The sequence below is a fragment of the Mucilaginibacter sp. PAMB04274 genome, from assembly GCF_039634385.2.
GTDB lineage: Bacteria > Bacteroidota > Bacteroidia > Sphingobacteriales > Sphingobacteriaceae > Mucilaginibacter.
Genome location: NZ_CP155081.2, coordinates 3,805,714 through 3,820,701 on the forward strand (window position 1 = coordinate 3,805,714; position 14,988 = coordinate 3,820,701).

The following is a 14,988-nucleotide window of genomic DNA, read 5'->3' on the forward strand; positions in this document are numbered from 1 at the left end:
CCATACTCGGGTAAGTTAATTGCAGCCAAAACAAAAAGACCGCATAACAGATTGGTGAACAGAAATCCGCCGTTATTGAAAAGACGACTGTCTTTGTCGAGCGTAAAAAGCAAAACCGTAAATAGCGTTATTACAAGTAAAATCAGCGCTTTATAGTTAAGCTTTGAGTTATTAAAAAAGCTGACGCCATTTAACTGGCAATAGGCTAACACAGCACCTATCAGCATACAGTCAATCCTTGTAAATGTAAACCTGTACGTTCTATTCTAAATATACCGTAACTAATTACACCATCGTAATTAAATAAAAATAACCGGAGAGCACTTACTAGTACGATAAGTAACAATATGAAATAAATCCGGTGAGAAAACTTGAGCTTGCTAATCAAATAAAAGATTAAAGCGCGCCATATGAAGTAAAAATGCTCTTCGACCGATAACGACCACAAGTGACTCAAGGAACCCAATACATCTGGCGTGAGATTAGCAAAATAAAAAAAAGCGGCAAGTGATGCTAAATACCGGTTAGGATTGCCGGGGTTTGTATAGGACCAAAGTATATTGGCCAGTAAAATACATACCAATAATGGTGGCAGCAACCGCAATAGCCGCCTGATATAAAATTTCTTAAATGACAGCTTCTTGGTATTAGCTATCTCAATCTCAAGTAACGAAGTGATTAGATAGCCGCTTAAAACAAAAAACAGGTCAACACCCAGCCAGCCGCCTTTTAACGTGCCATAAAAGCCGTGGAACAACAGTACAATTATGATAGCAAAGCATCTAACACCGTCTAAACTTTTTAGGTAAGTTAATTTTAATCTCATTAGCTTAAACATCCGGACGAGGTATATTATTCTATACTTCCGGAAAGCCTAAAACTACAAAAATAAAGCTTAAATACAGGTTAACTGTATAATAAGGCATTCTTATAACCTGGTTAAATGTTGTAATAAATGCAAAAAGCCGCCTTTAGATTGGCGGCTTTTAAAAGTTGTTATATTATGATCTTATTGATGAGCCATCATTTCTTCAGCTTCTTTAGCTGCTAAGTAACGCTCCGCATCGAGCGCGGCCATACAGCCCGTGCCTGCGGCAGTTACTGCCTGGCGGTAAACGTTATCCTGTGCGTCACCACAACAAAACACGCCTTCGATATTCGTTTGTGTAGTACCAGGCTTGGTTTTAATGTAGCCGGTCTCGTCCATATCAATCCAGCCTTTGAATATATCGGTGTTAGGGTGATGGCCTATGGCTACAAAGAAGCCGGTTACATCCAGCGTTTTTTCTTCCTGCGTGCGGTTATTGATAATAACAACGCCGTTAACGCCTTGCTCGTTACCTACAATTTCTTTGGTTTCGGTGTTATAAAGTACCTCAATGTTCGGCGTGTTTAATACCCGGCTTACCATTGCCTTGGATGCACGGAACTCCTCGCGGCGTACTAGCATATATACTTTGCGGCAAAGTTTTGACAGGTAAGTAGCTTCCTCGGCAGCGGTGTCACCAGCGCCTACTATGGCTATGTCCTGACCGCGGAAAAAGAAACCGTCACAAACCGCACAGGCTGATACACCAAAGCCATTAAACTTTTGTTCAGACTCCAGTCCAAGCCATTTTGCTGATGCACCGGTTGAAATAATTACAGTATCGGCCAAAATGGTCTTAACCTCGTCAACTACAACTTTATGCGGCAGGCTCGAAAAATCTACAGAACTTATGTATCCGAACCGGATATCCGAACCAAAGCGCTCGGCCTGCTTACGCAAATCTTCCATCATTTCAGGGCCCATTACACCATTAGGGTAGCCCGGAAAATTTTCAACATCGGTGGTTTGGGTAAGTTGGCCGCCAGCCAGCATACCTGTATATAATACAGGTTTAAGATCGGCGCGGGCAGCATATATTGCTGCAGTATACCCCGCAGGACCTGAACCTATAATTAAGCACTTTACGTGTTCTGTATCTTGAGACATCAGCATAAGTATTAAGCTACAAATTTAAGCTTTTAATGCCTATACCACAAATGCCATACCGTCAATTAATTGACATGATTATTATGAGATTGCCCTTATAAAAGGAGCATTTATGGGTGGTAGGAGTAACAACTTGTCAGTTATTTAAATCAGTTTACTTTATAAGACAACCTCATGCGCAAGCCATGGGTATACTGGTCAGCGCTTTTACATTGCATCCCTAAAATTCAATATTTTAATTCTTCCCTTCTGTCTTTTTAGTTAACAACTCTATAATCTTTTCCTTGTCTTTTAGCTGGCTTTTTAACTGTTTAATTTGCTTTTTCAGGATATCGCCCTCGTTACTGTAAGATACCGATGGCTCGGCCAGTTGCAGATTGTCCCCTGCCATTTGGTAAGAATTACCTGCTTCGGCTAACTGGTTGTTTAAAAAGGCAGGTAGGGGTATTTGCAAAACCTCGCTTATCTTTTTGAGCGTTTTAACTTTAATGCTGTCTGTAGCCAACATCTTGTAAAAGCCCGCTTCGGTCATTTCAATTTGCTTGGATAGTTCAGCTAAGGTCATACCCATGGCTTTTGTGCGTATTCTGATATTACGCTCAATTACACCAAATAAATTATCAGGTTGTTTTTCAGCCATTTAAAAAATTTTAAGAAAAAAAAGTTTACTAACTTTGCACTTTTACTAAACTTTAATATAGCTTAGTGGTTGTAATATATTACAAAACTTGGAAAATATTTTCTTTTTGAAGAATTTATGGATGAAATTGAATTTAAGTACCGTATAGAAGAACTGTTGAACCAGCTTTCTGTTAAACAATATCGACAAGCCGTACGCTTGATACCACAATACTTAGCCGTTAGTCCTAAAACATTTGCCAATTACAGAAACATCAGGTTGAACGACAGCCGCGACATTCCTCATGAAAAAGTTGCTATTATGGAAAAACTGTTTGCCCTGCAACCTGGCGAACTACAAAATTTTACAATAGACGCTTCTCCAATCTTTTAACTATTCAAAAACCAAACAATTAACTACACCTTATTACTGGTTTACCATGCCGTATATAAACGACGATTATTTTATTTCTTTGCTGGAAGAACAGCGCCGTAATCAGTTAGCTATTGATGAGCAAATTCAGGTAGAGCTCCTGGACCTTACCGAGAGCATTATAGCCAAACAACTGAGACGCAGATACATGGAACACCTGGCTATCCGGATATTGCAGATCGACAGCTTCCTGGAGCAGTGGCTCAATGGTATTCATTTACCCTCAGACCGGCCGGTAGAATAGTTGTGATTATTTAATCGGCGGCTTTATTACAACTTTCGCAACCTCATGCTCGGTTAATTCCGAACTCAACTCAGGTTGCGGTCTTTAAACCATACGTCGTCGGGTTTGGCTTTAAAACCGTCCATTAGGTTCACCAATTCTATAGCGCTGGCCGAGGTTAATACCAGGTCGCGGTTTACAGCCTTTAAAAACCGTTGCTCAACCATTACGTCCATTTGCTTCAACAGAAAATCATAAAATCCGTTTACATTTAAAATACCAATTGGCTTTTGGTGCAAGCCCAGTTGCAGCCAGGTGAGTACTTCAAAAAACTCTTCAAGCGTACCAAAGCCACCCGGTAAGGTGATAATACCATCGCACAAATCATTCATCATTTGCTTGCGCTCATGCATATTTTGCACCACATGCAGCTCTGTTAAGCCGGTATGCCCAACCTCCTTATTCAATAAAAACTCGGGGATAACACCAACCGCTTTGCCACCGTTTTTAAGGACCGCATTGGCAATCATACCCATTACCCCTACCCGACCACCACCAAAAACTAAAGTAATATCGCGACTTACCATTACTTGTGCCAATTGGTCTATGGCGTCGGTTAGCATAGGGTCGCCGTTAAAGTTGGCACCGCAGAATACACATATAGATTTCATGAGGAATTAAGTAGTTGAGTGAGTTAAACAAGTTTCTTATTTACTTACTTGTAGAAAGCTTGTCCAAAAGTAAGTAACGTTCCGGATATTTTTCGCCTTGTGCCCTGCTCTCTACATCTATTATCATAACCTGGCGTGGGGTGGTGCTTTGCAAAGTGTTCCAGGCGGGTAAACCTTTACCATTAGGATTTCCGGTTTTGATAAAGTTTACAAAGTAGTTCTGCAGGGTTTCCGACACTTTGAAATCATCAGGCGTCCAGTTATAAGCCTTGTTGTAGCGCAGGTTTCCAAGTGCATACTCAATCTCGGCTGAGTGTACGGCGCCTGGAGATTTGGCCGGGTCTCCTCGTTTACGGGTATAATAATAACGGTATACCGGTTTCCCTCCAGTTTTGCTATGGAGGTCGGTGAGTTTCCAACTGGCAAAAGCAATGAACCGATCAGATGCCAGGTCAGTAGCTGCCTGTTCAACTTCGGCCCCGTCTTTGGCCGCGTAGGCCTTCAATACTGCTGCTGCATTTTCTGCATAAAGCTTATGAACGGCCAGTTGATAGGCATTAACCGTTACAGAGTCCTTACCCAGTATAGCCCGGTAACCGCTTTCGGCCGAATTCCAACCAGCTAATAAAGGCACTTTCATTTGCTGCCCGGCAATAAATATTGCTGAAGGCGCCTTTGGTAAAAAATATCCGTCAATAGTAGTCGGAAAACGAGTGGAGGCCGATAGTTCAAGAAGCTTGTCGGCAGGCATATTTCGCAAATCGGCCAGCGAAGAAGCACCAACCTGCGTCGCAAACTTTACGCCCACCTGTTCAGCATCAGCCAGTGGTACAGGCGACAGATTACCCATTAATGAACCGCTTTCGGCAATAGCACCGGCAAACAAGCCTTTGGATAACGGTGATGCCATTTGCCCGCTTACCGACATAGAGCCGGCCGATTCACCCGCTATGGTTACTTTTTTAGGATCTCCACCAAAGGCTGCTATGTTTTTTTGAACCCACAATAAAGCAGCATGCTGGTCCATTAAGCCATAATTACCGGATGAGTGGTTGGGCGATTCTTTAGTCAGTTCGGGGTGAGCCATAAAGCCAAAAACACCTAAGCGGTAATTCACCGTAATAGCTACGATACCTTTGGTTGCCATACTTTCACCATCATACCGCCCCTCAGAGCCATCGCCTGCTATAAAACCGCCGCCATAAAAGTATACCATTACCGGCAGGCGCGCTTTAGCAGATTTGGCGGGCGTCCAAACATTCAGGTATAAACAATCCTCGCTCCTGCCATCACTTCTAAAAATCATATCGCTGTAAATGGCACGCTGCATAGCATGCGGACCAAAATGATCGGCTTTGCGCACGCCCTCCCAGTTTTTTGGCGATTGCGGCGCCGCCCAGCGCAGGTTACCTACTGGCGGCTGTGCAAACGGCACACCTTTAAAGGCCCGTATGCCGCTAGCCTCCGTTACACCCTGTAGTAGGCCATTAGCCGTTTTAATTTGAAGACTACCGGGTGTTGCCGTTTGGGCATGTACACTTATGACAAAAAATGTCAGAAACAGAATATTCAGAACTCTCATATATTTTGCGCTTTGGAGATGCGGTTAATTGGTAACGCAAATTTATAGTAATTGATGAATGTTTGGATTACTTTATTTACCACAAGGCAGATGAAATTGTAAAAAGTGCGACACAAAAAAAGCCCGGCTTTGCCGGGCTTTGATAAGATTACACTTTATCTAAAAGTTATTGTTTGGGTTTGCCATCGGCGTCCAATTCAACAATTGGGTAGCCCAACTTTTGTAAGCCTGGCAGTATACGTGCCTTATCACCAACTACCAGAATAACCATTTTATTGGTATCCAGATATTTTGCCGATAACTGGTTCAATTCGGCTGGTGTAATGGTTGATAGGATTTTGTTTTGGTCATCAACGTATGTTGGCTTCAAATCGTACTCCAGTAAGCGCGAGATGAAAGCGGCTTTCTGGTCGTTGGTTTCATACCGACGGGCGTCACTTTGTCCTATCGAAGTTTGGGTAAACTTCAACTCCTCAGGGGTAATACCGTTTTGCTGATAATTACGTATCTCTTTCATAAACTCAACAACCGAACTGTCGGTGGCAGTGGCTAATACACCTGCAGAAGCGGTAAAATCGCCGCCATATTTGTTTGAGCTAAAGCCTGAGCGTGCACCGTAAGTCCAGCCGCGTTTTTCGCGCAGGTTTAGGTTAATATGGCTGTTAAAAGCACCACCTAAAATATAGTTGGCAATAATTAATTTATAATAATCGCCGGTTGGGTCGTAGTTTAATTTATCCAGGTAACCTATACGAATCTCAGACTGAGCCGCTCCCGGAATATCAACCAAATACATAGTTGTTTTATTAAACGTCTTACCTTCGACTGGAGTTGGAAGAGATACTTTTTTATCGGCCCATGAGTTAAGGAAGGCTAGATTACCTCTTGCAGTGCCCTGGTTCACGTCACCAACAATCACAATTTGAGTTGCCGAAGGTGAAAAATACTTATCGTAGTAATCCTGTACGTCCTGCAATGTAATGCCGGCTACAGTTTCCTCATTACCGCCTGTTGCATAAGTGCGCACATTATCAGTACCGTACAGTATTTTACTATATACGCTTGATGCCACACCTGCTGGTTGTGTTTTAGCTTGCTTAAAGCCTTCCAGCGTTTGTTTTTTTATACGGTCCAAAGCATCCTGCGTAAACTTAGGGTTCAGCATCCGTTCCTGCAGCAACGTCATGGTTTTAGGCAGGTATTTAGTTAACGAAGACACGCTGATGCCGATATTATCAAATCCGGCGTAGATAAAGATCTGGCTACCCAATTTATTCAGTTCAGAAGTGATCTGCTCAGCTGTATAATTCTTGGTGTCTTCATTCATCATTCGGGCAACAATACCCGCCAAGCCTGCTTTGCCAGGGTTATTAATGGCATGCAAACCACCGCCTTTAATTGAGATATCCATAGACACCGATGGAATTTCGCTGTTTTGGGTACCTAATATCTTAATACCGTTAGCCGTTGTTGCCGACCATATAGCCGGAACTTTAATTGCAGGGTTAGCACCGTTACCCGGTTTGGCAGCACGGTCAAAGTTATCGGTTGGCTTTTTATAAGTTAAGCCGGCGTAACCATAGTCGGGCGCTTTGTAGCCAGCTGTGTTAACGGTATAATTATCGGCAGCAACGGGTTGCAAGGCACCACCTTTTGGCAATACACTTAATATAACCGCAGGTTTGCCTTTAACGTACTTGTTATACACACGCATTACATCCTCTTTGGTAACTGCACGTATATCGGCCAGTTCACGGCCAATTTGATTTGGGTTACCAGTAAGGTATTGCGCTTGCGCCAGTTCAGATACCTTACCGCTAACGCTCGAAAGGCTGTTGATGTAGTTGGCTTCGGCACTTGCTTTAAAACGCACCAGGGCTTCGTCGCTAACACCAGTTTTTTCAAACTCAGTCAACGATTCGTCTACCAGTTTCTTTGCATCAGCCAAAGTTTGACCCGGGAAAGGAACTACACGGATGGTAATTTCGCCGGCCAGTTCCGTATTTGATGAACCCATTGATGCTTGGGCAGCTTTACGGGTTTTTACAAAGTTTTTGTAAAAGATGGAATTTCTTCCCTGACCGATAATTTCTGATAAAGCATCCAATGGAGACATGTCTTTATCATAAACCTTAACACCCGGATAGGTGATAGATAACAAAGGCAGTTTAGCATAATTGTCGGTATATGATACATAGCGGTCGGCTGTTAAAACCGGTGCCGGGAATGATGCATTTTTAACAACCGGGCCACGAGGAATGCTGCCAAAATACTTGTTTACTAATGCCAGGGTTTGTTTAGGATCCAAATCGCCACCAATGGTAATGGTTGCGTTATTAGGGCCGTACCAACGTAAAAAGAAATTCTTTAAGTCGTTTACACCAACTTTGTTTAACTCCTCAATGTAACCAATGGTTAACCATGAGTATGGATGCCCATAGGGATAAAGGTTTTTGGAAGTGTATTCGCCCGCCAAGCCATACGGGCGGTTATCGTAATTTTGTCCGCGCTCGTTTTTCACGGTAGCACGCTGCACTTCAAATTTTTGCTGCGTTACGGCATCTAATAAAAAGCCCATACGGTCGGATTCCAGCCAAAGCATTTTTTCGAGTTGGTTAGCCGGTACGGTCTCGTAGTAGTTGGTACGGTCGCGGTTGGTTGAACCGTTAAGGGTACCGCCCGCTTCAGTAATAATTTTAAAGTGATCACCATTCGCCACATGATCGCTTCCCTGAAACATCATGTGTTCAAAAAAGTGGGCAAAGCCCGATTTACCTATCTCTTCGCGTGCCGAACCTACGTGGTAAGTTACATCAACATGCACTAAAGGGTCAGAATGATCTTCGGCTAAAACAACGGTTAATCCATTGGGGAGCACGTACTTTTCATACGGTATTACCAGCTCAGTTCCCTTGCGGGTAACTTTTTCGACCAGTTTAGGCTGACCGCCGGTTTGAGCAATTGCACCCAACGACATTAATGCCACCGCAGGTACCAAAAGCGCACTTTTAAAAGATTTATTCATTTGTTTAAGGGTTGGTTTAACTATGTTTTACGTTAATTTTTTGGCGTAATAATATTAAGGATATTAAAACTCAAAATGAAGCGAAAAGTAATTGTAACTAACTTGTGACAAACAACCACACTCTTAGCCAAAAAATGGTATTGGCAAATAAAAAAAGCAGGTTATCAGCTGCTATATTGCAACAATAACCTGCTCAGTTTATGCTTATCAGGATAGTTACCTGGTGTAGTTAGGCGCTTCTTTAGTAATGGTAATATCGTGTGGGTGCGACTCACGTATACCTGCAGCTGTAATGCGTACAAAACGTGCCTTTTGCAGCGCAGCAATATCTTTGGCGCCGCAGTAACCCATGCTGGCTTTTAAACCGCCCACAAACTGGTAAGCTACCTCGGCAAGTGTACCTTTAAACGGCACCCTGCCAACAATACCCTCGGGCACTAATTTTTTTATATCATCTTCCACATCCTGAAAATAGCGGTCCTTTGAGCCAGATTCCATGGCTTCGATTGAACCCATACCCCGGTATGATTTAAAGCGACGGCCTTCGTAAATGATGCTTTCGCCAGGTGATTCCTCTACCCCTGCAAACAGCGAGCCTGCCATTATTGAACTGGCACCCGCGGCAATGGCCTTAGCAATATCGCCGGTATGTTTTATACCACCATCGGCAATAACCGGAACGCCGGTACCCTCAAGCGCTTTGGCACATTCGTAAACGGCATACAATTGCGGTACACCAACGCCGGCTATAATACGCGTAGTACAAATACTACCCGGACCAATACCTACTTTAACCGCATCAGCACCAGCCTCGGCCAGAGCTCTGGCAGCATCGCCGGTGGCAATGTTGCCGGCTATTACCTGTAACTCGGGGTATTTGGATTTTACTTGCTTTAACTGGTTAATAACCCCTTTAGAGTGGCCGTGTGCCGTATCAATGGCTATTACGTCAACACCGGCTTTCACCAGGGCATCTACGCGTTCCATAGTATCGGCGGTTACGCCTACAGCAGCTCCTACCCTTAACCGGCCATGCTCGTCTTTACAAGCTATAGGGTAGTTTTTAAATTTCTGGATATCTTTAAAAGTAATTAACCCGCATAAACGGCCTTCACCATCTACAACCGGTAATTTTTCTATTTTTTGATCTTGCAGTATTTCCTCTGCCTGCATTAACGTAGTACCCTGGGGTGCGGTGATCAGGTTATCAGTGGTCATTACCTCGCGCACCGGCTTGCTCATTTCTTTCTGAAAACGCAAATCGCGGTTGGTAACAATACCTTTTAGTTTATGGTCGGCATCTATAACCGGAATTCCACCTATGCGAAACTCGCGCATAATTTTAAAGGCATCGGCTACAATGGCATTTTCATCCAGCGTTACCGGGTCCTGTATCATACCACTTTCAGACCGTTTTACTTTGCGCACCTCATCGGCCTGGGCCTGTATGCTCATGTTTTTGTGCAGCATACCTAAACCTCCTGCCTGTGCAATAGCAATAGCCAATGCCGATTCGGTAACCGTATCCATAGCGGCCGAAACAATTGGAATGTTTAGCTTAATCTTTTTGGTGAGATACGAGGCGGTATCAACTTCGCGCGGTAAAACTTCAGAATATGCCGGTAAAAGTAAGACATCATCATACGTTAAACCTTCGGCAACAAATTTGGAGGGGTCGAGCTGCATGGCAAATAATTATTTGTTATTTGCCGGGCAAAGGTAATGTTAAATATGCAGATGTGCAAATGAGCCTTTTTGCCGATGCAGCGAAATGACAATTGGATGTGCAAGCATCTCATTAGTCATCATAGATTTTTAAAACTATGATCATCAAACTTGCTATCACAACTTATAACGCTGGTTTGCACATTGCCTAAACAAAAAACAGCCATGTATCTACATGGCTGTCTATTCACTCTGCACCTTAAAATCACACTCACATTACTGATGCTATTAATACAAACCCAATGCCACTTTTAATTTTTTGAGAAATAAATTTTACTTCACATTAATATTAGTTAATCCGGACTTAGTTCAGAGCCTTTTAAACATTTTGACCGTCGCAAACACTATGAATAGTGATAATGAAGCAATACTGATGTTCAATCTATGTAGTCACTCCTGCATAAATTAGGACATTTTGCACTATATAACATACCACAGTAATTAAGCATACAGCACCATTCATCGTAAGCCTAAGTTGGTCTGCGCCTCTAGCTTTTCCTCTGTTTTTCAACGCTGTTTCTTTTTCTCTTCGTTTTCTTTTTTCATACGGTCGCGCACGCCACCTTCAACTCCTCGGCCTGTTGACATAGGCTGATGAACGGAGCCTGAGGTTGCCTCCTTAGGCATGGATTTTTTATACTGTTGTTTGTGTACAATATTCCCGGAAAGCCACTCGGTAAAACGCGGAAATAAACGGTGCGAATTACGGGCACCGCGGGCTTTCCAGCCAACGGGCAGTTCTTTACGCGGCCGCAAGGATACGCGGATGACCGCATTTACTACTTTCTCGGGCCCGTCCATAGCAGCCATGCGCGCAGTACCGCCACTATAATTGGCCGCGTGGCCCCAAAAAGGGGTATCAACCGCCCAGGGTTCAACGGTAACTACCTTGATATGTTCTAACCCGCTCAGGCGCAATTCCTGGCTTAGTGCTTCATCAAATTTCAGTATAGCGCCCTTAGTTGCCGCATAAGTTGCATGATAAGCCAGCGGACTTTCGCTTTCAACAGACCCCATATTGATAAGCGTACCGTACCCCTGCGCTTTAAACAGTTTTACAGCGGCATAACTGGCGTAAATAACACCTTTCAGGTTTACGTCAATTACCTTAGCCTGGTCTTCAAGCGGTATCTCCCAAAAGCGGCCAATGGCACCAACACCCGACATGTTTACCCATACATCAACTTTGCCATACTGCTTCACAACGGCTGCTGCCAGGTTTTGTACGTCGTCAGGTTTGCTAATATCGGTTGTTACCACCATAGCCGTACCGCCATTAGCACGTACTTTACCGGCCACTTCCTCCAGCAGATTGGTACGGCGGCTGGCCAGTACCACGTTGGCACCATAGGAGCCCAACTGCTCGGCCACACCACGGCCAAACCCGCTCGACGCACCTACAATGACATAGGTTTTACCTTTTACTTTAGCCTGGCCAGATGAACCTAATTTAGCGGTGGCGCAACCCGTAAGCATAAACCCCACAAGCAGGCAAAATGCAAAGCTGATGTAAAATTGTTTTAGCTGATGTTTTTGAGATTGTTTAACAGCCAGCGTGAGTTTGCTTAGACAGCCGTTTGTGTTGTTTAATAAATGCGCAATCATTTTCTCTGTATTTATTTAAAGTGCAATTGAACGTGCTTTTTAAATAAGGGCTGATATATACAGGGGAGCGGCTATGATGCTTAAAAATATTTCATACTAACCAATTAAACAGGGGATAGTTTGGAGTGCATGTTTTGAAATTTGATGTGACAGGTAAAAAAGAAAAGGGGAATTGCAATTAGCAATTCCCCTCCCCTTATAGTTTAACAGTATGGATTATAGCCTATTTTGTAGTACCATACAACTGGTTAAATAACAGTTTAAATGTACTGTGTGCCTGCGCACGGAAAGTAATCTCCGGACCGAATACATAAAGCTTACCTGAACCATAAGGCGCTACAAAAGCGGCCATTGAACCTTTCAAGTATTTTTGGCCCCATGCCCAGCCGCTGCGTAAAGGCTTGTCGGTTGTATAGGTGGCCAGAGCTTTGATACCTTGTGCATTTGCATTGGGGTCAACCTTAAATGCCGGACTACTATCGAACATTACATCGCCAATGGCAGGCATACCCCAGGTAGCAGGCTGGGTGGTATCATACGTTACTTGTAATACGCTGCCGGGTATGTAAAATTTGTCGCCAGGCAAAGGCCTTTCTTGTCCGTTTACGGTTTCGGTTAAGGCATTTTTTACCGGCAATTGCAGGTGGTAAGCCAGGTTGGCGCTGCTGCCAATGGTTACAATGCTGCCGCCTGCCTCTAAAAAGGCTTTCAGCTGCGGTACCGATTTATCGGCCGTAATGCGGCCGGTTTGCGTACGGTATTCGGCTGGTAACTCGTCGGGGTTAGGTGCGCGGCCGCCGAACTCGCCAAAGCCACCACCCTGACGTGGGTTTGCCGATGGGATAGCGCCGCCTACAAACACCAATACATCATACTTGCTTTTCAGGGCACCAGCATCAATTTGCTGGGCGTAAACGCGCTCAAAGTCAAAGTGCTGCTGCTCCAGCAACCAGCGTATCCATCCTGAAGGAATAGAACCGCCGTAAGTATCCCACAAGCCAATGCGCAGCTTATTTACCTTAACTGCACCCTTTGGTTTCTTGTTGGCAATAACTGCCTTTATACCGGTATTGGTTATTTTAGACAAAGCATTATGTGCTGCATCGCTTGCCGGAATGTAGAATGCACCAGCAGCCATACCTTCGGTTGCTGTTGGTACGCGGTACACATCAACACCGGCTTTCAGCAAATCATTCACGGCCGTAAAAGCGTTATTCACTTCGGGGCTAATAAGGAAACCGGCTTTAGCTACGTTAGGTGTGGCATGCAGCGGTGGTGTTTGCAGTTGGCCATAAGGCAGGCGTTTAAACGGCCCGTCAAAACCATCCAGCATACGGTCAAATTTAACGCCCATCTGGAATGCCAGTGTCCAGCCAGCGTTATCATAAGGGCGAATTGGAGGGCCTCCGGGATATTGAAAATCGTTAGGGTGATCCTGCGGCTCAAACATATCCAGCACATGCGGACGGAAAGGCTGATCTGTTTTAACAATATAAGAGCCAGCCGGATAACTCACGCCATTCACTTTAAAATCGGCAGTAGCTTTTTGAATAACTATACCCGCACGCACCAGCGTATTAATGAATTTTACAGCTGTAGGAAAATCGGCCTGGTTAGCCGGGATGATATATCCACGCGGATCACGTAGTGTTGGGTCTTTCAGTACCTGGTCGTAATATTTAAGCGGCACGCCGCCAAACCCGCGGCCACCCGCACCGGCAGTTTGCCCGGCAGGCTGATCTTTACGATAAGCTGCATTAACAGAATCAGCACGTTTGGGTGATAAAGTCCAATTATCTTTACTACCTCGGTTAATAGAATTTTTACCCATTACATACATATTGTATAGTAATTGGTCGCGCTGGCGCACGGCATAGCCCAAAACCGCATAGTTTAATGACAGTGAATAATCTATAGACTGCTTATAGTGCCACGGCTGTGGCGTAACCGGGAACGGCGTATTACTGCTTGGTATTAAACGCTCGGGCACCAGGGGCACGCTGGCAGGGGTTGGGTTGCCAATAATTTCGGTTAGCAAACCCACCATATTGTGAAAGTAAGTGGTAGTGCGCAAGCCGCCGTTCCACCAGGTAGAGAAAGAGGTGCCGTTACGCTCGGTATAACCGGGTTTATTTTCGGCATTCAGACGGCTGCTCATGGCGGCGCCTAAGGCATCAATACTGGTTACCAGCAGCGGATCATACACGTAGTTGAATGGATCGCGGTAAGGCGGGCCAGCCACTACCGAACCAGCCGGACCGGTTTGGTGGTGGTTGTACACAATTTGCGGAAACCACTCTAAATATTGCTGACGCGTAATATTTTGTGATTCTTTCATGTTCATCATGTAAAAATCGCGGTTGTTATCGTGTCCTATATACTTTTCATACAGGCGCGGAATGTTCATATTACGCTTGGCCGGGTCTTTTTGGCTCATGTACCAGCTCGATACCAGCTCCTGCCCATCGGGATTGGCATGTACCAGGAGGATAACCGCATCATTTAATATACGCATGGTTTCTGCATCAGTACGGCTGGTGAGTTCGTAAGCGGTTTCAATTAGCTGGTGTGTACCTACGGTTTCGGTAGCATGCAAGCCGCCATCAATCCAAACAATAGCTTTACCCTGAGCTGCGAGGCTTTTAGCCTGTTCATCGGTCAGATTTTCGCTGAGCGCCAGTTTGCGCGATATATCTTTGTATTTATCTAAGTTTTTAATGTTTTCGGGTGATGAAACGATCAGCATCCACTGGTGGCGGCCTTCTTCGGTTAGGCCAATATCAACCAGCTTGGTACGGGGTGATGCAGACAGCTTTTTAAAGTAGGCTTCTGTTTGGGTGTAAGTTGCCAGTTGGTAATCGTCGCCTATGTTGAACCCAAAGTGCTCTTTGGGCGAGGGGACGGTTTGCGCCTGCACAGCCGTGGTAAGCCACACCGTGACGGCGAGAGTGCCGAGTAAGTTTAGTTTCATCAGGAAAGGAGTTTTAGTTTTACTCTCCTAATGTACTTAAAATGATAACCGCTTACATGTAACTTTTTTGTGGGAGCCCTGCGTAAAGTTAAGTTTATGGAGAGCCTTTAACTCATTGCCAACATCCGTTTTGAGGGGGCTATAAAAGCGTTTTTCTCAA

General features: G+C 44.5%; 11 protein-coding genes. 2 read left to right on the top strand and 9 right to left on the bottom strand.

Features of this window, described 5'->3' with window-relative positions:
- Positions 1-220: 220 nt before the first annotated feature.
- The 3 genes from ABDD95_RS15965 to ABDD95_RS15975 all read right to left on the bottom strand — a co-directional run bounded on the left by ABDD95_RS15965 (position 221) and on the right by ABDD95_RS15975 (position 2,615).
- Positions 221-826, bottom strand: a complete 606-nt coding sequence (locus ABDD95_RS15965) for an acyltransferase (protein ID WP_345948338.1) — start codon at positions 824-826, stop codon at positions 221-223.
- Positions 827-1,009: 183 nt separating this feature from the next.
- Positions 1,010-1,975, bottom strand: coding sequence for a thioredoxin-disulfide reductase (gene trxB, locus ABDD95_RS15970; protein ID WP_345948339.1), 966 nt, complete (start codon positions 1,973-1,975; stop codon positions 1,010-1,012).
- Between the two features lie 235 nt (positions 1,976-2,210).
- On the bottom strand, positions 2,211-2,615 hold the full coding sequence (locus tag ABDD95_RS15975; RefSeq protein WP_345948340.1) for a helix-turn-helix domain-containing protein: 405 nt from the start codon (positions 2,613-2,615) through the stop codon (positions 2,211-2,213).
- A gap of 117 nt (positions 2,616-2,732) precedes the next feature.
- On the opposite strand from ABDD95_RS15975, the gene ABDD95_RS15980 reads away from it, so the two are divergent.
- A complete protein-coding gene (locus ABDD95_RS15980) occupies positions 2,733-2,987 on the top strand; it encodes a hypothetical protein (RefSeq protein WP_345948341.1) in 255 nt (84 codons plus the stop codon).
- Positions 2,988-3,033: 46 nt separating this feature from the next.
- A complete protein-coding gene (locus tag ABDD95_RS15985; RefSeq protein WP_345948342.1) occupies positions 3,034-3,270 on the top strand; it encodes a hypothetical protein in 237 nt (78 codons plus the stop codon).
- A 65-nt stretch (positions 3,271-3,335) separates the two neighbouring features.
- On the opposite strand, the gene ABDD95_RS15990 is transcribed toward ABDD95_RS15985, so the two are convergent.
- From ABDD95_RS15990 to ABDD95_RS16015, 6 genes are all read right to left on the bottom strand, one after another.
- Complete coding sequence (locus tag ABDD95_RS15990; protein ID WP_345948343.1) at positions 3,336-3,920, bottom strand: TIGR00730 family Rossman fold protein; 585 nt, start codon at positions 3,918-3,920, stop codon at positions 3,336-3,338.
- Between the two features lie 40 nt (positions 3,921-3,960).
- Complete coding sequence (locus tag ABDD95_RS15995; protein ID WP_345948344.1) at positions 3,961-5,502, bottom strand: carboxylesterase family protein; 1,542 nt, start codon at positions 5,500-5,502, stop codon at positions 3,961-3,963.
- Positions 5,503-5,668: 166 nt separating this feature from the next.
- Positions 5,669-8,527: a pitrilysin family protein gene (locus tag ABDD95_RS16000; protein WP_345948345.1), complete on the bottom strand. Its 2,859-nt coding sequence runs from the start codon at positions 8,525-8,527 to the stop codon at positions 5,669-5,671.
- Between the two features lie 216 nt (positions 8,528-8,743).
- Complete coding sequence (gene guaB / locus ABDD95_RS16005) at positions 8,744-10,213, bottom strand: IMP dehydrogenase (RefSeq protein WP_345948346.1); 1,470 nt, start codon at positions 10,211-10,213, stop codon at positions 8,744-8,746.
- Between the two features lie 546 nt (positions 10,214-10,759).
- A complete protein-coding gene (locus tag ABDD95_RS16010) occupies positions 10,760-11,857 on the bottom strand; it encodes an SDR family NAD(P)-dependent oxidoreductase (protein ID WP_345948347.1) in 1,098 nt (365 codons plus the stop codon).
- A 223-nt stretch (positions 11,858-12,080) separates the two neighbouring features.
- A complete protein-coding gene (locus ABDD95_RS16015) occupies positions 12,081-14,828 on the bottom strand; it encodes a M14 family metallopeptidase (protein ID WP_345948348.1) in 2,748 nt (915 codons plus the stop codon).
- Between the last annotated feature and the right edge of the window lie 160 nt (positions 14,829-14,988).